Annotated in this window: 19 protein-coding genes; 2 read left to right on the top strand and 17 right to left on the bottom strand. The window is 26.6% G+C overall.

What is annotated here, in order from left to right:
- Window position 1: 1 nt before the first annotated feature.
- On the bottom strand, window positions 2-1,633 hold the full coding sequence (locus tag EELLY_RS03290; RefSeq protein ID WP_104206045.1) for a potassium transporter TrkG: 1,632 nt from the start codon (window positions 1,631-1,633) through the stop codon (window positions 2-4).
- Window positions 1,634-1,723: 90 nt separating this feature from the next.
- Here EELLY_RS03290 and EELLY_RS03285 point away from each other — a divergent pair, with 90 nt between their 5' ends.
- Window positions 1,724-2,581: a potassium channel family protein gene (locus EELLY_RS03285; RefSeq protein ID WP_104206044.1), complete on the top strand. Its 858-nt coding sequence runs from the start codon at window positions 1,724-1,726 to the stop codon at window positions 2,579-2,581.
- A gap of 62 nt (window positions 2,582-2,643) precedes the next feature.
- Window positions 2,644-3,081 (top strand): hypothetical protein, encoded by a 438-nt coding sequence (locus EELLY_RS03280; RefSeq protein WP_104206043.1) that lies wholly within the window; start codon window positions 2,644-2,646, stop codon window positions 3,079-3,081.
- A gap of 89 nt (window positions 3,082-3,170) precedes the next feature.
- Here EELLY_RS03280 and EELLY_RS03275 read toward each other — a convergent pair whose 3' ends face one another.
- The 16 genes from EELLY_RS03275 to rpsK all read right to left on the bottom strand — a co-directional run bounded on the left by EELLY_RS03275 (window position 3,171) and on the right by rpsK (window position 26,918).
- Window positions 3,171-4,736, bottom strand: coding sequence for an amino acid permease (locus EELLY_RS03275; RefSeq protein ID WP_104206042.1), 1,566 nt, complete (start codon window positions 4,734-4,736; stop codon window positions 3,171-3,173).
- On the bottom strand, window positions 4,726-6,363 hold the full coding sequence (locus EELLY_RS03270; protein ID WP_104206041.1) for an APC family permease: 1,638 nt from the start codon (window positions 6,361-6,363) through the stop codon (window positions 4,726-4,728). Before EELLY_RS03270 ends, EELLY_RS03275 begins: the two co-directional genes overlap by 11 nt.
- Window positions 6,364-6,487: 124 nt before the next feature.
- Entirely contained in the window at window positions 6,488-7,924 is a 1,437-nt protein-coding gene (gene gatB / locus EELLY_RS03265) for an Asp-tRNA(Asn)/Glu-tRNA(Gln) amidotransferase subunit GatB (RefSeq protein ID WP_104206040.1), read from the bottom strand.
- Complete coding sequence (locus EELLY_RS03260) at window positions 7,917-9,371, bottom strand: amidase family protein (protein WP_104206039.1); 1,455 nt, start codon at window positions 9,369-9,371, stop codon at window positions 7,917-7,919. The genes gatB and EELLY_RS03260 overlap by 8 nt, the downstream gene beginning before the upstream one ends.
- Window positions 9,372-9,373: 2 nt before the next feature.
- Window positions 9,374-9,661, bottom strand: a complete 288-nt coding sequence (locus EELLY_RS03255; RefSeq protein ID WP_104206038.1) for an Asp-tRNA(Asn)/Glu-tRNA(Gln) amidotransferase subunit GatC — start codon at window positions 9,659-9,661, stop codon at window positions 9,374-9,376.
- Window positions 9,662-9,663: 2 nt separating this feature from the next.
- Window positions 9,664-11,664, bottom strand: coding sequence for an NAD-dependent DNA ligase LigA (gene ligA, locus EELLY_RS03250; RefSeq protein ID WP_104206037.1), 2,001 nt, complete (start codon window positions 11,662-11,664; stop codon window positions 9,664-9,666).
- Window positions 11,665-12,131: 467 nt separating this feature from the next.
- Complete coding sequence (locus EELLY_RS03245) at window positions 12,132-13,403, bottom strand: hypothetical protein (RefSeq protein WP_104206036.1); 1,272 nt, start codon at window positions 13,401-13,403, stop codon at window positions 12,132-12,134.
- 538 nt (window positions 13,404-13,941) lie between these two features.
- Entirely contained in the window at window positions 13,942-16,617 is a 2,676-nt protein-coding gene (locus EELLY_RS03235; RefSeq protein ID WP_104206034.1) for a hypothetical protein, read from the bottom strand.
- Window positions 16,618-16,628: 11 nt separating this feature from the next.
- Window positions 16,629-20,924, bottom strand: coding sequence for an ABC transporter permease (locus EELLY_RS03230; RefSeq protein ID WP_104206033.1), 4,296 nt, complete (start codon window positions 20,922-20,924; stop codon window positions 16,629-16,631).
- A gap of 215 nt (window positions 20,925-21,139) precedes the next feature.
- Window positions 21,140-21,895, bottom strand: a complete 756-nt coding sequence (gene truA / locus EELLY_RS03225; RefSeq protein ID WP_104206032.1) for a tRNA pseudouridine(38-40) synthase TruA — start codon at window positions 21,893-21,895, stop codon at window positions 21,140-21,142.
- Between the two features lie 4 nt (window positions 21,896-21,899).
- Window positions 21,900-22,916 (bottom strand): energy-coupling factor transporter transmembrane component T family protein, encoded by a 1,017-nt coding sequence (locus tag EELLY_RS03220; protein ID WP_104206031.1) that lies wholly within the window; start codon window positions 22,914-22,916, stop codon window positions 21,900-21,902.
- 2 nt (window positions 22,917-22,918) lie between these two features.
- On the bottom strand, window positions 22,919-23,866 hold the full coding sequence (locus EELLY_RS03215; protein WP_104206030.1) for an energy-coupling factor transporter ATPase: 948 nt from the start codon (window positions 23,864-23,866) through the stop codon (window positions 22,919-22,921).
- Window positions 23,860-25,080 carry an energy-coupling factor transporter ATPase gene (locus tag EELLY_RS03210; RefSeq protein ID WP_104206029.1) on the bottom strand — a complete coding sequence of 407 codons (1,221 nt, stop codon included), beginning with the start codon at window positions 25,078-25,080 and terminating at the stop codon, window positions 23,860-23,862. Before EELLY_RS03210 ends, EELLY_RS03215 begins: the two co-directional genes overlap by 7 nt.
- 82 nt (window positions 25,081-25,162) lie before the next feature.
- Complete coding sequence (rplQ, locus tag EELLY_RS03205; RefSeq protein WP_104206028.1) at window positions 25,163-25,522, bottom strand: 50S ribosomal protein L17; 360 nt, start codon at window positions 25,520-25,522, stop codon at window positions 25,163-25,165.
- A 24-nt stretch (window positions 25,523-25,546) separates the two neighbouring features.
- On the bottom strand, window positions 25,547-26,503 hold the full coding sequence (locus EELLY_RS03200; protein ID WP_104206027.1) for a DNA-directed RNA polymerase subunit alpha: 957 nt from the start codon (window positions 26,501-26,503) through the stop codon (window positions 25,547-25,549).
- Window positions 26,504-26,528: 25 nt separating this feature from the next.
- Window positions 26,529-26,918 (bottom strand): 30S ribosomal protein S11, encoded by a 390-nt coding sequence (gene rpsK, locus EELLY_RS03195; protein WP_104206026.1) that lies wholly within the window; start codon window positions 26,916-26,918, stop codon window positions 26,529-26,531.

Below are 26,918 nucleotides of genomic sequence, written 5' to 3'. Positions count from 1 at the left end.
CCTATCCTATTGTAACATCTTCGTCTAAAAACTTTGAATTAGTTTTTCTGCTTGGTTTAATGAAAGCTAATAAAGTATTCGAAACACCTAATTGACCTAAGAACATACATAATAAAAGTAATAATTTAGATAATGTTCCAAAAGTTAACATTTGATTTTGAGTGAATGGGTTCATACCAACAGTTCCATAAGCACTTGTAATCAATAAAAGTAATTTAATCACACTATCATCATTGGTTTGCAAACTAACCTTTGTTGTAAAAGATGAATATGAATCAACATAAATTCCAAATAAAGTCATAAATACAATAAATACTGAAATAAAGAAAACTGCAAAACTTCTTCTAACATTTTCTGCTGGAATAGTTTTTCTAAAAGCACTTGTATGCTGATTATTTCTAATTAATGCAATGGTTGATAAAATAATAATTGCAAAAGTTGTTGTTCTAATTCCTCCAGCTGTTGATGATGGTGCTGAACCAATAAACATAAATGTTGATAATAATAATTTTGAACTAGAATTAAAATCGTTCATTGGAACAGTTGAAAAACCTGCATTTCTGCATGAAGTTGTGTTGAAAATAACATCCATTATAACAGCTGTGTTAGTTTTGGAAACAAGCGATTTTATGTTGATAGCTTGCCCTGTTAGCGGATCAACTTCATATGAATAATTATTAAAAATTAAAGATGTATCTTTATGAGCAAACTCTGAAAAATAAACTGCTAATGGACCTAATATTAAAAGTGGTATATAAACTCAAAAATTAAGCTTGGTAAATAAACTAAACCTTACTTTTTCACCAGTATTTTTAGCTTTTATTTTTTTCTTAATGTCATGATATGTTGGATACCCTAAACCACCAATTACTCATTCCATTAAAAAAACTATTTGAATAGAGTAATGGTGAGCATTATTTACATTGTATGGTTGTAAGGAATTTCCTGAAACTATATCAAAACCTGCATTATTAATAGCAGATGTTGAATGAAATATAGAAAATCAAAATGACTGTGAAAAATTTTTATAAGGTGAAACAACAGATAAGTCAACAGTTTTGTATTCACCATCAATCAATGCCATATTATCTGAAAATTCGCTTGGTTTTAAATAAAAAAATAAAAAGAATAAAATAGCAGCTGAAATTATTTGAACAAAAGAAATAAATACAAAACCATCTTTTATCATTTCAATAGTTGATGACTTAACACTCCCACCCCTTTCAGATTGAGCAATTATAGTGTCATCAAGTGATATTTTTTTATTAATAATAATAAAAATAACTATTTTAATGGTTAATACACCAATACCCCCTATTTCAATTAATATGAGTAAAACTATTTGTCCTAATAAAGTATAATCTTGAGCAGCATTAGATATTGTTATTCCTGTATCACTAAACGCTGAAACAGCTGTAAATACAGCTGTTATAAAATCTCATTGGAATTTATCGCTTTTAACAAACCCTGGAATAGACAAAAAAAGTCCACCTACTAAAACGATAAGTAAATATATTAAAAAAATTCTTCCTGAAACTTTAGAAAGAGGTCATGCATTTTTGAGTTTGAAAAAGAAATCTTGAGTTCTGACTTTTTTTAAATCTTTTTTCGCTTTACGATCTTTATTTTCCATTTTCGCTGGATCCTTTATATTTTAGATATTATACAATTTATATATTATCAAATGTATAATTATGTTAATAGTAAAGAGGATACTTTAAAAATGGCAAAAAGAAAAAGTATAGCAATAATTGGAATTTCTAACTTTAGTTTATCTGTTATTAAAACACTTGTTGATAAAAAACAATACGTAACTGTTTTTGATTATGACGAAGATAAACTAAACTTACATCTTTCAGAGTTTGATTATGGTGTTGATACAACAATATTGGATGCAACAAGTAAAACTGCATTAGCAAGAAACGGTATTGGGGCTTTTGATGTTGTTATCATAGGTATTAGTAATAATATGGAATCAGGATTAATGACGGTTTTAAATTTATTAGATTTAGGTTGTGAAAATATTATTGTTAAAGCTAAAGATAACAAACATAAGCGTTTATTAACTGCGCTTGGTTTAAATGAAAACCAAATTATTATACCTGATGACATATCAGGAAACATAGTTGCAGCTAGAGCAGTTTTTAATATTGCTTTTGATGTTGAAGTTAATTCAGTTGATCAAGATTACATCTCAACTTCACTTGTTTTAACTAATTTTGATATTTTTGGTAAAACAATTGCAGAAGTTGGTTTATCAAGCACAAAAGAATTTAATATTATTCAATTAAGAAGAAATAATAAAATTTTAATCCCTGATGATTATACAGAATTAAAAGAAAATGATGAAATTGTTGTTTTTGCTAAAATAAATATTATTAATGAACTTGCAAATAAAATCCAAGGGCAAGCAAAAGATAGTAAACAAGATGATGATGAATTTGAAATCTTTGAAGAACTTGAAAATATTTCAAATACTGGTCAGTTAACAGATAATTTAAAAAATGCTGAAGATGTTGAAACTATTTTTGACTCAATAATATTTGATGATACAAAGCAAAGCAAAACTACTAAAAAATAGTATTTTTGACTTGACACTAAACAATATTGTTATAATTATATACATAACAAGGAGGAGAAAAAATGAAAGAATGAGCTTTAAAAAATTTAGCATCTTTAGCTTCGGTTATTGGTGCAGTTGTTTGAGCACTAATAGTTATATTGATTAGTTTTGTAATTGGTTATGGGGTTAAATCAACAAACGGTGTGTTGGTTATGAATGATTTGCAAGACACTAGTTCATATGGTTTAGCTACTTGAGCGTTAATTTTATCAATAATTGGTATTGTTCCAGTTGCAATTAGATTATTATTAGGAATATTAACAATTGATTTTTTTGCAAGATTATTTAATTTAGCAACAATTATTTTAAACGTTATAAGCATTGTTTTATTAATAGTTTTAAGTTTTGGTTTATTAGGTACTAGTGGAATGTCAGTTAGTGTGTTAAGTATAGTTGGTTTTTATATTTTAATACTAATTGGTTCATCAATGTTTATTGCACCAATTATTAAAAAATAATAAAATATTAAAGAAGTAAATTCTAAATTTTGATTAAAAAAATCTACGTTGAATAGCGTAGATTTTTCTATTTTTTGTGTGTTTAAGATTTATTTTTTTGACTTGCTTCAAGTATTTTTTAATTGGTTATTTTTAATTCTATCAACGTTTCAATATCACATAAAATAAGCAAAACCCATGGAAACAACAGTTCCAAAAAATGATAAAGATAAAGCGACAATAGCACTTGATCAATCATCTTTTCAGGATTCAGGTGATGGTATTATTCCAAAAAATAATGCCATTATTAAAATAAATAATATGAATATTGCAAATAAAGTTGCTACATATTTATTTTTAATAAAGCATATCTGTTTATCAATTTCTTCATTTAACCTAATTTTTATATACCCAACAAATAAATAGATAAATGGTATTATTGCTAATGAAGTTGTGGCTTGAGTTATGGTTTGTAAAAATTCTGATGTCCCTTGCCCTACAGCTCCTTTAGTTGTTGTTCCTACTAAAACTAGCAACAACACAACAATTATGAATTGAAAGTTTAAAGCATTTCTTGGGATTCCATTATGATCTGTTTTAGATAAAATTTTTCCAGCAGCTTCATAAGGAACTTCTGAATAAAATACTTTTGCTGGTCCAACTGTTCAAAATGCTAATGCTCCAAAACTATTAATAGCGAAAATGAAAGCTATTGATCTAAGGATTAGTTGATATCAAACACCCTCGCCTTGTTCTGATAAACCAAATAATGCAGGAAAAACTTTATAATAAGAATTTGATATTCCTCATTCTGTTATAAGATTTTGATCAATTGCAAGACTCATAGTTAATCCACAAATTACCATTATAATAATTGTAAAAACATTTCCTAATATAGCGCCAATCTTAAACGCTTTATAATCACCTTTTAGATCTTTTTGAAATACTGCAATCGTTTCAATACCATTATATGCGAAAAATACTCACGGTACTGCAGACATAAATGCTCAAGTGTTACCATTAAAAAAGTTAGAATTTAATGGGTCAAAAAACTCTCAACTTCATGTAGGACTGACACTTTTATGAATAAAAGGTACAGTTACAAATAGTCCTATTACAATAAATATTAAACCTAAAAATAATGAAGCTGTACCTCCAATATTGGTTATGTATTTTATTCAATTGGGACCTTTTTTTGACAAATAAGTTGTAAATCAAAATAATATGATGGCAAACAATGATAAGAGCATAGTGGAATATCTAGTGGCATTATTTTCACTATATCCTTGCATAACTAAATGTTTTGCTAACATATCAAATCCATTATCCCCCATCAGAACAAATGAAATAGATATAACTGCAAATGGGGCTAATGTTGCAAAAAAGAAGACATTTGCAAAATAAGATGTTCAACTAGCTATAAAACCATTTTTTTTACCCAAAGAATAAATACACCACCCACCTAGTCCTGCTTCGTTATCTTTTAACTTTTTGATTGAATTAAATTCTATTGATACAAAAGTAATCGGAATTGCATAAATAATTCCACCTACTAAAAATAAAAATAATCCCATTATGCCAAATTGTGATTGGTTATTAATAATGTTTCTAAAACTAAAAACAATAGCAAAAACTAAAAAAACTAGAGCTGATTTTGTAAAACTTTTATTTCTCATGATTTTTTACTCCTTTATTTTGTTCGTCTTTTAATCTTTTTTCATCAACATTATCTGATGCATAATAATGATTTAAAATAAATTCTTCTAATTTGTTTTTTTCAAGTTCAGTAAGTTTTTTTTCAAGTTTTGGGTGAACTACAAAGCGGATAATAATAGAAACACCTATCATGCTAAAATAAAATATAATTTGAATTAAAGAACCGATTAATGATTGTAAATATTCAAAAGTTTCTTGTTCTTTTCTTGGAATCATTTGATCAAATAAGTTATAAAATTGATAAACTAACATTAAAATCAAAAACGCTATAGTCCCAATTCATAATGTGAGTTCCCACCATTTTGATTTTATTTTCTTTTTAAAAGTTAAAATGACTGCACAAAGAATAACTATTGAATACATTGAAATATATGTAAACCCAACAGTCCCAGCAACCGAATCAAAATTGAATGCTGATTGCGAACCAGTAAAACCTTGAATCAAGTCTGGAATTAATAAGAAAAATACTGATAAAAATGAACTCAAACCCAGACTTATTAATAACCCTTTTGTTGAAACATTATTTGCATTAGTTAAACCAATTTTACTTGGTAAAAAATTTTGTTGCACTAAAGAATCAACACTGTTAGATCCATAATATGACATTTGAGTTAACGAATTAAAACGGTTAAATAACATATAGATGATGATGATTGTTACACCAAACCCAAAAAAGTAATGTTGCTTTGTTTTAAATAAGATATCTAACCTTTTAAAAATTTCTAAATTGGGAGTGTCTGTAAAAGTTCCGACTAATGTAAACAAAAATAATGCTGAAAATATCATAAAAAATAAAGTAGTCATTATTAATGAAATCATGATTATTATTGGTAAATTTTTTCTTCTGTTTTTAATAGCTTTACCTGTACTAATAAATGTTTCAAACCCACCATAACTAAAAAAGAAAACAATAAAAGCATATTGGAATGAACTGAATTTAAATTCTGAAACTATTGGTTCGATTTTTTTACCACTACCATCAACATCAGTTCTTCCACCAAAAATTAAAATAAAAGCTATTATTGTTATTAATCCAGTAATAGTTCAAGAAGCATAAGATAATAATGTAGAAACTTTTTTAAATCTTTTAACTCCTCAATATGAAGTTATGCCTGCAATTAAAGCAAAAATTAAACCACCAAAATCTAAAATAAAATTAGTTCAGTCACCAAAAACATTTTCATATAATCAATTATCAACTGACAAAGTTGTTCTTAAAGTTACTATCATAGATACAAACAAAAGGCTTATAACTGAAATTGAAAAAACGCTATACAAAATACTCATTTGTTTTCCAAAAGCAGTTCTAGTGTACTGAGCACCACCACCAGTTGTTGAGGGATGTGATCTTATCAACCTTATAAAAGCTCAAGCAGTTATAAAAATAGTTATTGATATAACAGCCATTATTCAAACAATATGATAACCAAGTCTTATTTCATGCCCGTTTTCTGATCTTTCACCATTAAAAACACCAAAATGCATAATAAAAGTTATTCCTGCAACATAACTGAAAAGCATTCACACGCCATTTCTAATACTAATTTTATGATCTGATTTAGAATTTTTTTTGTTTTTTAGTGTCATAATTCCTCCTTAATAGCTTTATAAATTTTAAAAATATTTATATTTTGTAAATTATACTACAAAAATAAAATAAATGTTTAATGGTTTTTTTAGCAAAAAAAATAACACATAGTGTTATTAAAAATTAAATAAGTTGGTTTTTTATGATATCTATAATAATTTGCATGCTTTTTTCTGGATTAACATTTCCACCAGTTTGTTTCATTAATTGTCCCATAATAGTTTTAGTAACTCTTTCTGGTCTTTCATTATATTCTTTAATTAACTCAGAATTATTTTCAATTATTGGGTTTAATAGCTTAACAATTGTAGCTTCATCAGAAATAATTTTAATTTTTAACTCTTCGATTAAATCTTGAAGTAGAACTTCACTATCAACCATTATAGGAATAAGTGTTTTATAGTGTTTTGATGAAATTATTCCTTCTTTTATTAAAGTGATTAATTCACTTAAATTTTGAGGAGTTATTTTTAAAGTATCAATAGTTGTGTTTCTGTCATTAAGAATCGCTTGTATATCACTTGTTAAAAGGTTTGCAACTCTTTGATAGTCATTAGTTAGTTTAATTGTTTCTTCAAAAAAGTCATTCAGTTCTAGATTAGCAAGTAAGTTATTTGTATCATATAAAGATAATCCATATACTTCTTGATATTTGACTCTTTTTACATCTGGTGATTCTGGTGATTGATTAATAATTTCTTTGATTCAACTTTTATCAATTTGAATTGGTGCAATATTGGGTTCTCTAAAATATTTATAATCTAATGCATCTGTTTTTGAACGCATTGCAACAGTTGAATTTGTTTGATCATCAAATCTTCTTGTTTCTTGCTTTATAATTTCATTATTTAACATTAATTTGGTTTGTCTATCTATTTCATAATCAATAGATTTTTTAATGTTTGATATTGAATTTAAGTTTTTAATTTCAACTTTATTTGAAAATTCAGTAACACCAAATGGCCTAATTGAAATATTCACATCAGTTCTTAAGCTTCCTTCATTCATCTTTACATCAGAAACTTTTAAAAATAATAATACTTCTCTTAATTTTTCAACATAAGCACAAGCTTCATCAGCATTTCGCATAACAGGTTTAGTTACAACTTCAACTAATGGTGTTCCTGCTCTATTAAAATCAATATAAGTTAAATTATCTTTATGAATTTGTTTAGCGGTGTCTTCTTCTATATGTAATCTTTCGATTTCGACTATTTTTTTTTCACCATTAACTTCAATTTCTAATTTACCGTCTTTACCAATGGGATTATATTGTTGAGTGATTTGATATCCTTTTGTTAAATCAGGGTAAAAATAGTTTTTTCGATCAAATTTTAAAAGCGAATCAATTTTTAAATTTAGTGCGTTGCAAGTTAAAATAGCTAATTTGATTGCTTGTTTATTAACAGTGGGTAAAGTTCCTGGATAAGCCATATCAACTTCATGAACTTGAGTGTTAGGTATTTGTCCATAACTTACAGGAGCTGGTGAAAACATTTTTGTTTTAGTTTTTAATTCAATATGGTTTTCAATACCAATTATAACTTCAAAATTATTCATAGTTTTCTCCTACTATTTGGTTTTTAATCCCAATTATATTTTCAGCAACTTTTGCTGCTTGTAAACATAACAAATCACTTTTGGGTTTAGTTATAAAATTTATTCCAATACCCATTCCTGCTTTTTTGGTAAATGGGATAGTAATTGATGGTGAACCATTCATATTAGCTAAAATTAAAATATCAGTAATAATTTCTTGTTCTTCAGTTAATGGCTTTTTAATGTCACTAACTAATGGAGCAATATCATAAAATGGTGGGACTATTAAAATATCTGCTTGTTGAAAAATTTTGCTCATTTGTTCAACAATTAATCTTCTAACTTTTTTAGCTTGGTTTAAGTAGAGTAACTGTTTATCTTTGTTTAAGTTTAATGACCCTATTAAAAATCTTTTTTTAACTTCTTCACCAAAACCAGCATTTCTAGTATTTTTAATCACCGCTTCATAATCATCACCATCAACTCTTGCTCCAAACTTAATACCATCTAAGTTAGCATTTGTTGAAGCTGATTCACTATATGATATCATCATATAAACTGGAGATACAGCTAATAATAATTCTTTTGGAAAGTCTACTTCCATTACTTCATAACCTTGTTTTTTTAACTGATTAAAGAATGAATAATATTTTTCTTTTAATTCATTTGGCAAGGCTTCAATAACATATTTAATGTAACAATATTTTTTTGTTTTTTTTATTGAATTAATATTTTTGTAAAAATCCGATTCGTTTATAACTATGCTAGTGGCATCTCTTTTATCATATCCAAAAGTAGCATCACACAAAATTGCAATATCATTAACATTTCTTGTGAAAAAACCAATGGTATCTAAACTTGGCGAATATGGCAACAAACCATATCGACTAATAGCACCATATGATGGTTTAAAACCAACTATATTATTTAATGAAGCAGGTTTTCTAATTGAATCACCAGTATCTGTTCCAATAGCAAAAGGCACTATTCCTTTAGCAACTAAATAAGCACTACCACTACTACTGCCTCCAACTATTCTTTTTGAATCATATGGGTTGTATATTTCACCATTACTTGAGTAAAGACCAACTCCTCCCATCCCTAATTCATCTAAAGCTGTTTTGCATAACATTAAAGTTTGATTATCTTTTAATTTACTTATAATCGTTGCATCAAAAGATGGTATATAACCTTTCAAAATATTTGATGAAGCACAAGTTGGTATGCCTTTAGTTGAAATGTTATCTTTTGCAGCGTAAGGAATACCAAATAACAAACTGTTATCAGCTTGTTTTAGTTCTAATAATTCAGCTTCTTTTAAAACTTCTTTATTCAAAAAATTAATTGCATTACTATGTTTTTCTTGTTCACACAAAAATAATAGTTGTTTTGCTATTTCTGATGGTGTTGTTTTACCATTTTTTAATAACTCATGAAGTTGTTCAATTGAAAGTGTATTATATTTCATAATTACTTAACCACCTTTACTAAAGTCACAAAATCACCATCTGTACTTGGGGCATTTTTTAAAATATCTTCTTGATTCATCGTTTGTATAAATTCATCGTCTCTTAAATAAGTGTGAATATCATCATATGGATAAAATAATGGTTTGACACCTTCAGTGTCAATGGAAGTTACTTTTTTGAATAATTCTTTTAGTTCCGCATAATTTTTATCAATATCATCATAATGATTATTGTCAAAATCCAACATAACATCATTTGCTAATGATTTATAGTAATCTTTTTTTTCCATAATTATTCTCCTTTTAAAATTAAATGAAACTCTTCTTCATTGATTATTTTAATACTATACTCTTTTGCTTTAAATAACTTGCTTCCAGCATTTTGTCCAGCTAAAACATAATCAGTTTTTTTAGAAACACTACCTATAACCTTACCATTATTAGATTCTATTATGTTTTTATAAAAATCTCTTGGTTTTTCTAAACTACCAGTTATTACAAAAGTTTTTTTACTTATTGGTGAATCAGTATTCTTTTTTTCGCCTAAATATGTCAAATTAACACCTAATTCTCTTAATTCCTTGATTATTGTGATATTTGATTCAATCTTAAACCAATCAACAATAGAAAGCGCTAAAACTTCTCCAACAGAGTCAATTGAACTTAACTCTTCATAAGTGACATTCATAATTGATTCAATATTGTGATATATTTCAGATAAAGTTAAAGCTGTTTTAGAACCAACATGTCTTATACCTAAACCAAATAAGATTTTTTCTAATGAAGATTTTTTAGCATTTTCAATTGCTTCAATTAATTTGTTATAGCTTTTTTCACCCATGTTATCAAAGTTGATCACTTTTTCTTTATGTTGATTTAGTTTGAAAATGTCAGCAACAGTGCTTATAATTTTATTTTCATAAAACTTAACAATAGTCTGACCACCCATACCAGCAATATTAGCAGCACCTCTACTTGCGAAATGTTGTAGACTTCTGATTATTTGTGCTGGGCAATTGAAGTTAACACAAAATTGATCAACTTCTTTGTCTGACTTTTCTAAAACTGAATTACAAACTGGACATTTTAAATCTTTATCTCATTCTAATAAAGATTTGTAATTTTCATCTTTAATTACACTAATAACTTCAGGGATGATATCTCCAGCTTTTTTAACTTTTACATTAGCCCCAATTTTTAATTCTTTTGCAATTATGTATTCTGCGTTATTAAGAGAAGCAGCTCCAACACTTGTTCCAGCTATTTGTACTGGTTCAAGTTTTGCATTATAAGTTATTTTTCCAGTCCGACCAACTGTTGGGAATATATCTAGTAGTTTTGTTTCCTTTATTTCAGCTGGAAATTTGTAAGCAATAGCTCACTTTGGGTTTTTTGCAGTATATCCAACTTCTTCTTGCAGTTGTTTATCATTAAGTTTAAAAACTATGCCATCTATTTCATAATCAAGTTCAATTCTTTTTTTAGTATATACATCAATATAATTTTTAACTTCTTTTAAATTTTTACATAGTTTTGTTTCAGGATTTGTTTTTAAACCCAAAGATTCAATTTTATTAATTGAATCCAGCTGAGTTTTCTCTGGTTGTTTTTCATTAAAATAGTAGTATAGAAAACCATCAAGATTTCTTTTAGCAACAATTGAAGAATCTAATTGTCTTAAAGTTCCAGCAGCAGCATTTCTGGGATTGGCAAACAATTGTTCACCGTTTAGTAAACGTTCTTCATTAATTTTTTTAAACTCGGATTTAGATAAGAATATTTCTCCTCTTACTTCTATAAGATCTTTATTATTTATTTGCAACGGAATCGATTTAATTGTTTTTACATTTGTTGTAACGTTTTCCCCAACAATACCATCACCTCTAGTAACACCCGATTGTAATGTACCATTTTGATAAATTAAACTAATTGATAAACCATCAATTTTTAATTCTGCAGTGTATTCATTTTCTAAGGTATTTGTTACTTTTGCAACTTGTTTATTAAAGCTTTGAAATTCTTCTCAACTAAAAATGTCACCTAAACTTAGCATAGGGTACTTATGAATATGCTTTTCAAATTTTTCACTAACAATTCCACCAACTTTTTGTGAAATAGATTCTGGGGTTATTAACTCAGGAAACATGCTTTCAAGATTTTTAAGTTCTTGCATGCACTTATCATATTCAACATCATCTACTGAAGGGTTGTCGTTGACATAATATTCTCTTGCTCATTGATTCAACTTGGTTCTTAAATTTTTTAATTGAATTTTTGCATCCTTGATATTCATTTTAACCTCTTGTTTAATCTTTTTATATTATATCTTTTATTAAAATAAAAAAATGAACAAGACTTAGAAATGATAGGAAAACTGATAATTTCTATTTAATCTTTCTCAACTATGAAATGGAGAAACAGGTCCTATTATTTATTATATTTTTCACTTGTTCAAAAAATACTTGAATATCTTTATGCTCAATTTGAAGATAAAAAAGTTAATTAAAAATTAAATTTAATAAAATATAAGTGCATATTAATTTAAAAGCTAACTTACAAGTATAAAAAGTTCTAGATTGAAAAATGCCAGCATTAACTGGCATTAAATATAAAATAAATGTAGAATTATTTTTCCAACTTTATTTGCTTAGTCTTAACTAATTATTTCAACTATTAATTTTTTTACAATATTTAATATAACAAGTACATGATTTTTTTATATAAAAAATCTAACAAAAATTAATAAATTTAAAAAATTATTTAACTTTTTAAAATTTTAACATTAACAGTAATTTCTCCTGTAAAAAGATTCGAAGGTGTTTCAGGATTTACTATAAATTTAATTTTTATTTGTTCTTTTGAGCTTAAACCCTGCATTTGTTCTTTAAGATAAGAGCCACCATAAGTTAAATAATCATTGTCTAAATCACTCTTAAAGTCAACTTGATATTTTTCTTGGACACTATCCACTAGATAATTAATTGTTTCCATAGTCAACGCTTCTAAATATGCTTCATCATCATGTTCTTCACCTTGAACAAATTCTGAATCATTATAATTAGTTTTTGAATCAAAATTAATTTCTCCATTTGCATTAACAATATTTTCAATAAATATACTTGAAAGTTGTGTTTTAGATTCTTGAGCTTTAATTGCTCCTTCAATATCAAAACTTGTACCTACATAACCATCACTTGCTACAACTGTTACAGTAACATCAGTTAAAGAGTTACCACCTTTTCTTTCAGCTTTCATGCTTACAACATGTTCAATTTTAATTTCGGCTAATTTAGCATTAACCTCATCAATTCCTGCTAAATCTTTAATTTCTTGTATTAAATCATTATTTTTAATTTCACTAATATTCAATGGAATCAATAAAAAGTTTTCAACTTTAATTGATTTTGTATTAGTTTCATCTTCAAATTCAAATCCGTCATTTAAAGTAACAGTTAAAACAACAGTTGAAGGAACTTCACTATCAGCACTTAATTGACTTGATGCAATTGCATCTTTTACTTCTAACGCTTTATTAATAGCATCTTTGACTAATGATGCACCAAACCCATTTGCTAATCCTAGTAAACTTGGATCAATGGGAGGATTAATATCGAAAGGTCTTAATAATTTTGGAATCTGTTCTTTAACTGCTTCAATTTTCGCATCTGTAATTATAACTGTTTCAGATCCAGATGTTGTACCGTTTCCTTTTTTAATTGCATTTGATAAAGTAAATGAAGTTGCTTTAGAATCTTTAAAACTTGCTTTTTCTGCTAACACAATTTTTACATCAACATCATTACTATTAGATATACTAGTGACAATAAAAGAAACAACCCCTTTAATTTTATGATCTTTTAAATAGTTATTTAAAAGTGTTTGAATTTCAGCAGCGTCTTTACCATTTAAAAATCAACTTTCAACAGTTTTACCAACTTTATTGGTGTCAACTGAAGTTTGACATGAAATAACTGTTACAGCTGGAACGACTATAGCACTCAAAGATGCTAATGATAATAATAATTTCTTCATTTAGATTTTTCCTTTTCCAATTAATTAAAATTAACTAATCATAAGTAATTATATAATATAACCTGTATTAAAAACACTTTATTATGAAAAAACTTCAAAAAAGTTTTAAATTGTAAAAAAAATGTAGTAATAAATATTTTGATAGAAATATTATAAACCTTAAATATTATAGTTAAATAACCAAAATGAGAATAGAGGCCAAGTATACAGATGAGTCCATTTAAGTTATTCATCAATTTTTGAAAAGGCCTTAGAAAAAAACTGTAGTTATTTAAACTGTTTTATAAGGATCATAGGAGTAAAAAATTTAAAAAAAATATGCCAATTATGGTCCAATTCATAACTGAGTTGACAGCAAAATGAGCATTTCATGCATTTATTGATGAATCAACTTTGAATTACTCTATCACCCACTTTTGTGTTTCAAACAAAAGGCAAAACAAAAAAAGTGTGAAGAACATTCTTTCACACTTAAATTTAGTATTAAAACAGATTAAACTTTTACGGCATATTTATTTACCTTTTGATCTTGAATTTATTAATTTTCAATATAAAAAAAATTTTGAATTGATCATTTATTAACTGAATTTTGTGTTACAACGACTCTATAATTATCATAAACACCTAAACTTATTTTATAACTAATATTGTACTCAAGAATATTTTGATTATTTTCTGTTTTGTATGAGACATATTTATTTTCAAATCTAGATTTATCCGCTCTAAGAGTTACTAATTTCTTTTTATCATATATGATTTGAGATAAATTATTTTCAACTTTATCATCTAACAAAGTAGTTACTGTATTGACTAAAATATAAACTATTTTATATTGTAAGACTTTATTTAAATTTCCTAAAAGTGATTTATCTTCAAAATATTGATCATCGTAATTATAACCTAAAATGAATTTTCAAGCTTTATCAGCGTATAATATTTTTCCATAATCATCATCTTTTGATCTTATTCCTATTGATTTACCAACACCATTAAACTTCATCATTCCAAAAACTAATGATAAATCACTTATGTAATCTGGTTGAGTTGTTTCTTCTTTATACCCTAAAATTTTAGTTAAAACATCTTCTTTTGGTATAATTTGACCTGTTTCTTGGTCATAAAAATTATATTTATCAATAGCAGAATCATTAAATATAGAATTAACTGTATCAGCGAAAGGTTTTATGGTCATATAAACAGGAACAACATTTGGCAAGATTAATCATATTGCAGAACCAATTGTAGTTGGACCTATTTTTTTATTCATAAGTTCTGAAATATTTATGTCAGGGATATTTTCTGGTAATGTTATACCAAAACCATCTAATATGGGTTGTAATTTAGGTATAAATTCAGTTTTAATGTTTGAAAAGAATATCTGGGTCATCATTTGATTGAAAGCTCCAGCCTTAGCACTCGCCACTATAGGATCTATATATTTTGAAACTGATGGGACTAACTTTAAAATGTTCATAATGAAACCTTCAGTTAAACCTTTTGCAAAAAAATCAGTGTTATCATTATTTGCTAAAACACTTGCTATTAGTACACCTAAAGCATTACCAGCTCCAGTTAAGTTTCATTTTAAACCAGTAACTGGAACATATACATAAGGCAATATTTTTTGAATTGTGTCTGATAATACAAGGCCCTCAACTAATGGTTGAAATAAAATAGCAAAACCATTTTGAACGAAACTTTGGTCTTGGTAGTATGGTGTTGTTCAATCTCCATTAAAAGATAGTGGGGGGACTGCTACCAAACCCAATTTACTAAATGATGGGGTATATTCATCATCTGTTTGAAATAGTATTTTTAAAGCTCTAATAGAATCTTTATCTTCTGATTCTGGTAAAAAGATATTTTTAAAAATAGAGAAAAAACCCTTAAGAGAAGTGTCTTGCACATCATTTCATAGCACTTTATTTTCCTTATTTTGTGCAAAAACTTCGGTGTTTTTTAGCGAATCACTGAACAAATTTATGTTTTCTTCTTTTGTAAAATTTGGATTTTTATATTTGTCAAAAGAACTTATATATCAACTAATAAAGTATATTAAATTAACAAGTTCTTTAAAATCAATTTTTTTTAATAGATTGGATAATGTAGGTTTTTCTTGCTGTTCATTAGTACCTTCATTATTTTCAACATTATTTTCAACATTATTTTCAACGATTTCAACTTTATTCTTAGGTTTAAAACTTACAGTAACATTTGAATAATCTTTTACTCCTTTTAAAGTTGCTTGATATAAGTTACTGAAAAAATTTATAGGAGATTCTTTGCGTATCTCTATAACACTGAACATGTCTTGTGATGCTTTGGGATTTTTGTTTAAAACAGCTTTTAAAATTGTTTCAGGAGAATTATCATCAAGATTTCCCAAATCATTAACTGTTACAAAATCACTTAATTGAATTTTTGAAAAGTATTTCTTAATTGAGTTAAAAACATAATTATACAGTTGTTGGATCGGATTATTTTGTTTAATATCTTTATAATTTAGCGGTTCAATTTTGTTATTATCATTTTCTTTATTTAAAAAACTTGTAATGATATTTGCAACTTGAGTTAATATAACATTATGCATATCTCCATATGTTTCTATACCATATTTGTTAACTACGTCATCATATGTTGGAGGAGTTGGTAAGTTTTTTAAAAAACTTAATTTTGATGCTATCTTTGCTAACGGTTCATTTAATTTACTTGGTGATATTAAAGCATTAGCAACAGCACCAATGTATGAAATTTTATTTAATAAATCATTAGTTCCATCAAGTGTAAGACCATTCTCATTATAAGATGATTTTAAAGATGAAGTGAAATCTGATGCTATTGAATACAAAGTTTGCTTTGCAAAATATTCATCTGAATGAACATATCCAGAAGTTTTATTAATTTTATTTATATATTTTTCAGCATTAATATAATCATAATTTTGTTTATTATAATCTTTTAAATTTAGATCTGATTTAATTGAAGATAAATCACTAACCTTAGTTTCATCTAAAACATTAGATACAACACCAGCATTCATGTTAGCTGATCTTGAAAGTATTGATTGTTTAAACATCAAAGAAGTTTCTTCGATTGATTGTTGAATTTCTTTTGTTATTTGATTGGTCACTTGTGTTTTTGATACATATAAAAAACCTGTGACTGGTGCAACACTTAAAGATAGTGCTGAAATACTAATTAATATTTTTTTCATAAAACTCCTTTCTATAATTCTGAATCTTGTAATACTTTTATAGAATTAATTTTTGTTATACTTCTATATCCTGTATAAATAGCTACAATATAAATTCCAACAACACCAATAAAGACTATAAATGGTAATCATATAGGGTGAACTAATGGGACAATTAGTCCTGCGTTTTTTAACACATTAACAATTCCTATACATGCATATCACCCACCAATATATCCAAGCACAAACATTATAGTAATTACAATTGCATACATCCCCATTACAGTTTTAACAACATATTTATCTGAATACCCAAGTACTCTCATAGTTGAAATAAATTGAATGTTATCGTTAATAATAATTGAAGTAGTAAGTAATATTATAACAAAAGCAATACTTACAATTAACACAATAATTAACGCTAATATGATCACTATTATGATTGAAATTTCATCCATTATTTCTTTATAAGTATCAACAGGAAGAATTCAAGATGTTGAACCAATACCTGTTCCATCAAAAGATTGACCAGTATCACTGTTTTTAGCACTTAACCCATTTAAAGCTGTGGGTGAGTAATCACCATAAACACTACTTATACTTAAAGATGTACCAAAGTCACCAATATCTGATGAATTAGAATATTTATAGTTAAATACTGGGTATTGATTTTTAAATATTGAGTATATTAAAGTTCCTATTTCTTTCTTATTTTTATCACTTGAATTTAAGAATTTTTCTTTAAATGTATCTAAGTCTCAATTATTATTTTTAGTTAAATCTAGACCCGATATTTTTGGAATTACTTTAACAGTCTCGTTGATTTGATCTTCTAAAATAATGTCGGTTTTACCTGCAATTAGTCCATTAGAATATCCAAATGCATCATTTCATTGTCTAGTAAAAATATTTTTTCAAATGTAATTTTGTACAATATCATATTTTAAAATTGCATTTGCATCATCATTTTTAATTCAAGCTTGGGATGTTCCATAACCATCATGAATACCTAAAACTTTAAATTTAGTATTTTGAGTTTTGGTTCCTACCACAGTTTCGCCATTTAAAACGCTTCTGTAATAATTAGTTGGCGAATTAATACTATTTAAAAAGTTAATTGCTTTTGAATCACCATAAACTGGTCTTTTAACGGTTATATTTGCAAATTTTTGCATTCTAGAATTTTGTTTAAAACCATTACTTCCACTTCATAAACCAGTAGTGTCTCAATCATCAAGATTGAAAGGTTTGTTTTCACCATCACTTGCATCTTGTAGTTCATTTTGAATGATATCAAAATCAACTTCATCGTTTTCTTTTATATTTAAAACTTTAGCTAATGATTGGTTTATTATAATTCCATTTTCTGAAGTATCATTAAATAAAATACTCATTAAATCATTTTTTTTAGAATCAAATAAATTTAAAAATCTATCTTCGTTTTGAATCCCATAAATTTTAAAATCATTTCCATTTTTAGATGCATTTAGTTTTGTTCCAAGTGATTCTACTTTCGAATTATACTGAATAAGATTAAATGCCATACTATAGTTTTTATCTTCTGATTGATAAGCACTTGCAATATTTTGACTTACAAAATATGGTGGTCTTGAAATACCTGCTTGAATAACAGCTTGGTCAATACGATTATATGAAGTGAAAGTAAATCATTTTCAATACTGTAAAATGGCATCTTTAACTTTTTGCATATCTGCTTCATTATCAGGTTTAGCTTCATCAAAATTGCTTATTACATAATAATCTTCTAATGACAATTTTTCATTATGAATATCATTAATTCTAAATGAACCCATGTTTCAATTATCATTAGTTAACGCAAAACTAGTGTCATATTCACTAGATTGTTTTAACAATTTATTTATAATATCTTCACTGTTTGAAAGATAATTTTTTTTCAATTGTTCATTTTCTTCTGATTCAGCATTAAAAATATTTATTTTTTCATTATTAGACATTTCTGTTCATTTTTGATCAGTTACTTGTCTGTATTCACCAACTCTAAAATCATTTGTTATGGACATTCCTATAGAAGAAGTTAGTTTTTTATAAAATGCTTGCATTAGTTTAGCATTTTGTATAATGATTTTATTTACATCTTCTTGTGTATTTAAATCATTAGCATCAATATTAGCCATTAAATCTTTGTAATCTGTTCACTGAGTTAGCACATTTGGGGCTAATAACCCCCCTATTAAATCATTTTTTTGAATTGATGGGATTCCATATTTAGCTATTTCTTTAAAATAGTTAGTATCAAATATAACACTTTCTAAATTAAGCATTTTAGTGTTAGCAAAAGCAAAATCTAAAACACTTGGTATAACATTGCCGTTTTTTATGTAAGAGTCAATAAACATTGAATAATAGTCATTTGTAATATGCCCATTATAATAGTCACTCATTACTTGATCCATATCAATAGCACCATTATCAGTAAGTTTTAAAGACGTTCAACCTTTTGCTTCTTTGCCATAAATTAATTGTGAAGGATCATTTTTATTTTCAAAAGTTTTTAAAAAACTCATTGGGTTATTATAACTAGGGTCATTATATTCCACAATTTGTTTATATTTAATCCCATTAAAGCTATATTTTTTATTTTCTTCTAAGATGTTTGGGGCTATAAAAGATATTGTAAATAAACTAGATGATAATAAAACAACTAAACCTATACCAAACATCTTACCTAAAGCATCAACTAATAAAGCTTTTCTGACTCTTGCACCAAAACCTCTTCTTACTCTTATGGCTTTAACGAATTTTTTGAAACCGTTCATTTTTTTATCTTGTAACTTTGATATTAAACTTAAAGCTGACTTTCTCATTAAAGATATAGAAATTGAAAATGAAATAATGTTTAGTATTAATCAAATAACACCAATCATAGTCAAGAATGAAATTCAATCAATATTAAATGCAGAATAATTTAAATTAAAGTAATTGGAAAATCCTAAAGTTATAAGATTAGATAATAATACTGAACCAAAATAACCAGCAACACCACCAATTAGTGATGTAAACAAGGGAAGCATAACAAAATTAAACACAAGTATTCTTTTCCTGTACCCTAAAGCTTTTAAAGTACCCAGTTGTTTTGCTGATTTTTCTATTTGTTTTTTTGTAATTAAAGCAACTGAATATAATACAACAATAAGCGTTAGTACAAATATAATAGATGCGGCTATCGAATAACTCAAAATAGTTTTGTTTAAAAATCTAATTCTTTCTGAAAAACGATATTCACCATCGTTTTTTGCAAAAACTAGCTTATTATTAATATTTCTTTTTATTAATTCTCTGAAATCAATTTCAATTTCTTCTAAATCTTTTTTTGAAGGTATTTTATTTTTGAATTTAATTGAGTAAAAAGATTCTTGTTCTGTATTACTATTTACACTTAAATTTCCATTTGCATTGACTTCATAACTATAAAGTCCATTATCTTCATTTTTTGTTAACCCAAATGCTTCATGGTGTAAATAAATTAAAGCTTCTGTTTTTCTATTAGGCAAAGCTGTAGATTCATTTATGATTGGTGTTACAAAATCAGCTGATGAACCAAAACCTACTACTTGAAATCATTGATAATTTGAATAAAGTGTTTGGTATGTGCTGTTTTCACTATCTATTCCAGACTCTAATTCAGATTCAATGGTATTAATATTTTTCAACAAGTTTTCATAATCATTACTGTTTTTAACAAGTAAAGAATCACCAAATTTATCTTTTTGAATTCTTATAATATTACCAATTTGAATATCATTTGATTTAGCAAAGTTTTTATCTATAACAATTTGATGTCTAGTTTCAATATCTTTACCTTCAAATATTGTTAGTTTATCTACACCATCAGAGTTTAAAATATTACTTTCAAATGATTGTGTTGTTTTAACCAATGCTTTTAAAGTAATATTTGTATTTTTGTTTTGCACTTGAGCAAATTCCCTTGCTTCAGTTCTTGATCAATCAAAACTTCATTCAGGTTTTTCACTTTCATACTGTTCTTGTAGTTTTTGAATTCAATATTGTTGAGCTTCTATTAGATTTTTAGGTGCATTTTTTGATTCTTTTGAATCACCTGTAGCAACTACATCATAAGGATTTAAATCAATAACTGCATCATGTTGTCTTGAAGCTTTAAGAATCGATGAATATTGACTAATTACTCGATTATTTAAAGAAACTACAGTTGTTAATATTAAAGATAAAAAGAAGACTAAAACAATAACCCCAAAAAGCTGCATTTTATTCTTTGTTGCATTTTTGTATGAGTTTTTAAACATATGTTTAAATTTTTTAAGTCCCATAATTCTCCTTATAAAAATAAATAAGTTCTTTATAATTTTAACATTTTGACATAAAAAAAAGGCATTAAAGCCATTTTTTATGGGTATTAAACTTTAGCTATATTCATAGAAATTACACTTTTCTTCTCGTTAAACTTATTCAAAAAATGTTACATTTATCAATTAACTAATTATTTGATATTGTTTTAATAATACCCATGTGATAAATCTTACATTTATTTTTTATTAAAAACAACACTTTTTAATAATAATCCTTTTGCTTCTGCTTTAAAAGGAAGCTTTTTACCATTCCCATTAAGCATTTCTTTAAGTGTACTTTGAGATACTTTATTATATTGACAATTTAAAATTGACTGAACAATATATCTTATTTGATGTCTTATAAACCCTTTAGCTATAAACTCAATTTCAATTTTATCAGCTTTTTTAAAAACTTTAATTGAATCTATTTTTCTTATTGTTTTAAAATTACCACTATTTACTTCGCTCTCACTTAAACCTGAAAATAATTTAAAATCATGTTCACCTACAAAAATATTACAAATATCTTGTAATTGTTTTATGTTAATTAAGTTTTTAGACCATTCTAATTCATATCTGTTGTTCTTAAGATCTCAAATGCTATTATTCAATGTGTATACATATGTTTTACACTTGACATCATGTAGTTCAAAAGAAGCACTAACATAATCAAATTCTGATATATGTATATCAGAAGGAAGAGCCTTATTTAAGGCTCATATAAATTTATTTAATGTTGGTTGAAAGTTAATTTCAATTATAACTTTTTGACTAAGCGCATGAACTCCTGCATCTGTTTTACTAACACCATAAACTTTAAAATTATTTGACTTAATTACTTTAAATATAGTTTTTTCTAAAACTCCTTGAATAGAATTTTGATTTTTTTGTTTGATTCAACCACAATAAGATGAGCCATCATATTGTAGATTAATAAGGATTCTATACATTTATCTATTTAACATTTCCTGTTATTATTTTATCTATTGAACCTAAAGCTGGAATTTTAATACTGATTGGTAGTATTTGAAATGCAACTAAAATCATAAATATTAAAAATGCTACAGAAAATATTAATAATAATAAATCAAATACATGAAATTTAAATTGAATATATCTTGTTCTTTTAGCATATGGATTATAACCTCTAGACTCCATTGCATATGCTAAGTCTTCAGCTTTTTGAAATGATGAAACCAATAAAGGAATAATTAAAGAAGCCATTCCTTTTGCTTTATCTTTTAATTTACCGTTTTTAACATCAATTCCTCTACTTGCTTGAGCTTTCATAATTCTTCCTGCTTCGTCAATCAAGGTTGGAATCATACGTAAAGCTATTGAAATAATCATAGATATTATATAAATAGGTATTCCTATAAATTTTAAAGGTGTTAATATGTCTTCAATTGCCAATGTTAATTGAAGAGGTGATGTTGTACCAGTTAGAATACAAGTTAAAGTAATCATAAAATAAATTCTTAAACCCATCATTGTTGCCATATAAAAAGATTTTTCACTAAATCAAAATCCACCTACTTTAAAAAATGAACCCAAGACATAATAATCTTTTGAAACAAGACCTAAACTTTCTCATTCTTTAGGAGATACAAATAATCTACCAACAGAATACCAACCGTGATTAGTCAAAAATAAATTTTTATGTTTGTCTATTTTATCTAATGTTTTAAGTAGTTCATCACTACTTTCAGGGTGAGATATAAGAGAGTTCATAAATAAAATAATTACAAAAACAAATAACACTGGTGGAAATAAACCTAAAAGCATTCTAAAATTTAATTTAGACAAAGCAAACATACCAAGTATAACCGCTCCACATATAATGTATCCTGATAAACCTATTGGTAAAAATATTGTAATCATTAATAAAATAATAATAATCATTTTAAATCTTCCATCCATTGCATGAATTAAAGAATTTCTAGGTTGATATCTACCAAATGTAACTCTCATATTTATTTTCCTTTCTTGTAATTTTTAAATTCTTTTGCAAACTCTTCTATAGTTCTTATTTTTTTATCTAAAAGATCAATTCCTTTTGCTTTTAAGCTGTATAAAAGTTTATAAACTTTAGGAGGCTCAATTTGTATACTTGTCAACAATTGCTGATTAGAAAAAATTTCAAACGGCGAACCAACTTCAATAACTTTACCTTCATGCATAACAATAACTTCATCAGCTGATTTTAATACATGATCCATGTTATGAGTAACCATAATGATTCTTTTGTTTTGTTCTTTATTTAAATGTATAAATAAGTTTAAAAAATCTTCTTCACCTTTTGGATCTAATCCTCCAGTTGGTTCATCTAAAACTAAAGTTTTACCATCCATTGCAATAATACCTGCGATAGCTACTCTTCTTTTCTGCCCACCAGATAATTCAAATGGAGACCTTGAAATATAATCAACTGGTAATTGTACTAATTCTAATAAACTAGGAACTTTTTTCAAAGCAGATGCTTTGTTTTCTCCTAAATGAATTGGTCCAAACGCTATATCTTTTTCAATTGTATCTTGAAATAATTGGTACTCAGGAAACTGAAAAACCAACCCAACTTCTTTTCTTAATCTTTTAACATCTTTAATTTTTTTAGTTCCTGCAGGTATTTTATAATTGCCAATAATAGTCTCACCAGTTTCGGTTAATAATAGTCCATTAGTTAATTGAATTATAGTAGATTTTCCAGAACCAGTAGTTCCTATCACACATGTAATTTTATGATCTTTAATTTTAACATTAGCAAAATCTAAAGCCTTAAACTCAAAAGGGGTTTTTTTTGAATATGTGTAGCTCACATTATTTAAAATAATATCACCAGTAAAATCAAACTCTTTTGTTTCTTTTTCTATTTTTTTTCATTCTTTTAAATTTTGCTTAATTTCTTTTTTAGTTGTTAACATATCTGACTCACCAACTCATCCATTGTATTGCTGTGCTTAATTTTAATACCTTCTTTTTCTAAAGCTTCTTCAACTAAAGATAAAAATGGTACATCCAATTTAATAGATCTTAAAAATTCTTTTTCTTTTAAAACTTCTTCTGGGGTTCCAAATTTAACCATTTGTCCTTTATTCATGACAATTACTTTGTCTGCATTTAAAATCTCATCCATATCGTGAGTAATTGAAATAACTGTTTTCCCCATATTATCTCTAAGATCAACCATAATTTCTTTTACTTCTCTATTACCTTTTGGGTCCAACATACTTGTTGCTTCATCAAAAATTAATATTTCTGGACTTAAGGCAAGCACACTAGCGATAGCAACTCGTTGTTTTTGACCACCAGATAACATTAGTGGTTCTTTATCTAAGAAATTTTCCATTCCAACTTTTTTAGCTGCTTCATAAATTTGATCATGCATAAGCTTAGGTTCAACACGTTTATTTTCTAAGCCAAAAGCAATATCAGCTTCAACACTTGAACCAATAAACTGATTATCAGGATTTTGAAAAACAATTCCCAAAAATCTTCTTGCTTGATCTAAAGTATCAATAGTAACGTAATTACCAAACAAAGATAAATGACCAGATTCTGGTTGAAGTGCACCTATTAATAATTTTGAAAGCGTTGATTTACCTGAACCATTATGACCAATAACTGTTACATACTCGCCTTTTTTAATTTCAAAGCTAACATCATTTAAAACATAAGGCAAATCAAAATTATATTTAAAATTTATATTTTCTGCTTTAATCGCTATATCATTTAACTGATCTAACTCAGCACCGCGGCCCATTTCTTTAACTGAAGCTAAAAACTCCTTATAAATTTTTTTTGCTTCTATTAATTCTTCTTTAGACTTTTCAAAAACTATACTTGAATTTTTTGTTGATAGGTTTTTGTTCACTTTAGAAATAAATTTCAAATTTTCTTTAAATTTTTTTTCTTTTAAAATTAATTTAAATGCTTTGCTTTTTTGTTTTTTAATTTCGACTACTTTAGCAACTTCTTTTTTGTTTACTTGTTTTTGTTTATACTTTTGATTTATTTTATAAAACTCGTTATTAGCTTTTAAAAATTCTAAATAAGCATTATGTAATTCTTTTTTAAAATCGTTAATATCTTTTTCGGATAATTTAGTACTTTGGAATTTTTTTAATGATTCAGGCATATTATTCCTCCACTTGTTAATTATAATAATTATAAATTAAAATTCAAAAAAAATAAGACAAATGTCTCATAATTTTCAAATATTAAACTAGTTCAATAATAACCATTGGTGCATTATCACCTTTACGATTATCTAATTTTAAGATACGTGTGTAACCACCATCTCTATCTTTAAATCTTTTTGCAGTAATTGTAAATAATTTTTGAAGAACATCTTCTTTTGAAGAAGCTTCTATATTTCTTAATCAACTTGCAGCTTGTCTACGTGCATGTAAATCACCACGTTTAGCTAAAGTTACCATTTTATCAAAATGTTTTCTTAATTCTTTAGCTCTAGTTTCAGTAATTTCTAAACGTTCTGAAATAATAAGTTCAGTTGTTAAATTTCTCATTAAAGCTGTTCTTCAAGCTGTGTTCTTACCACGTTTTTGAATATATGACATTGCTTTTCTCCTTTTTAATTTTTATTAGTTTTTTTTGAATTCTAATTCTAAAGAAGCAATTTTTTGTTTGATCTCTAATAAAGATTTGCTTCCTAAGTTTGGGATTTCTTTTATTTCATCTTCTGTTTTTGAAACTAGTTCTCTTAAAGTATCAATGTTTGCTCTTTTCAAACAATTTAAGCTTCTTTGAGTGAATTCTAATTCTTCAACTGGTTTGTCTAGTTCTTTTTCTTCAACAGCATCCTCACCCATAACCACTACATCATCAATTGATTTATCAATAATTTCTGTAAAAGTTTCTAAATGCGAAATAAGTATTTTTGAAGCTAAAGCAACTGCATCAGATGCAAGAATTGAACCATCAGTTTCAACTTCTAAAATCAATTTTTCAGAATCTTGAGCTTTACCCAAGTTAATTATTTCTGAGTTATATGCAACTCTTATAATTGGTGAGTAATTTGAATCTATAGTAATCATTCCAGGTTCAATGTTTTTGTTATCTTTGTTTTCTTTAAAAGTTCTATACCCTCTTGAGTTTTTAGCATATAAAACTAAGTCAAGACTTCCACCTTCAGCAATATTTGCAATGACTAAATCTTTATTTAAAATTTCTACCCCTGCTGGTAAAACTAAATCTTTAGCTTTAATAGGCCCAACTGTTGTTGATGAAATCTTTATTTCAATATGTTCATCATCTTTATACATTTTTGAATTTATTGATAACACTATTTTTTTAACATTTAAAACTATACGAGATACATTTTCTTCAATACCAGGAATCGAAATGAATTCATGTTGAGCTCCAGCAATTTTAATTGCGTAAACTGCTGCACCTGGTGTTGATGATAATAAAGTTCTTCTTAAAACATTACCTAAAGTAATGGCAAAACCTCTTTCAAGAGGTGAAGCTGAAAACTTTCCGTAAAATTTACTTGGTGATTCTTGTATGATTCCGAATTCTGGTTTATTAAATTGTTTCATTCGCTATAACTCCTATTTTCTTTTATTATTTTCTTGGGCGTTTTCTTGGACGCACTCCATTATGTGGAACGGGAGTGCAGTCTTTAATTGAAGTTACTTCAATACCTGCTATTGATAATGCTCTAACAGCAGCATCACGTCCTGGTCCTGGTCCTTTAACTTCAACTTGAACAGATTTAATACCTTGATCAATAGCTCCTTTTGCAGCAGCTTCTGAAATTAATTGAGCGGCATACGGTGTAGATTTTTTAGAACCTTTAAACCCGATAGCTCCAGCACTTGATCATGAAAGAACATTACCTTGTTCATCACTAATAGTAACAATTGTATTGTTAAAAGTAGAGTGAATGTGTGCAATACCCTTTGGTATATTTTTTTTAATACGTTTTTTTGTACTTGTTTTTGGTTTAGCCAT

The sequence above is a fragment of the Entomoplasma ellychniae genome (assembly GCF_002930155.1).
Lineage (GTDB): Bacteria > Bacillota_I > Bacilli_A > Mycoplasmatales > Mycoplasmataceae > Entomoplasma > Entomoplasma ellychniae.
The sequence above is the reverse complement of the archived record's forward strand: the minus strand, read 5'-3'. Positions and strand labels throughout refer to the sequence as shown.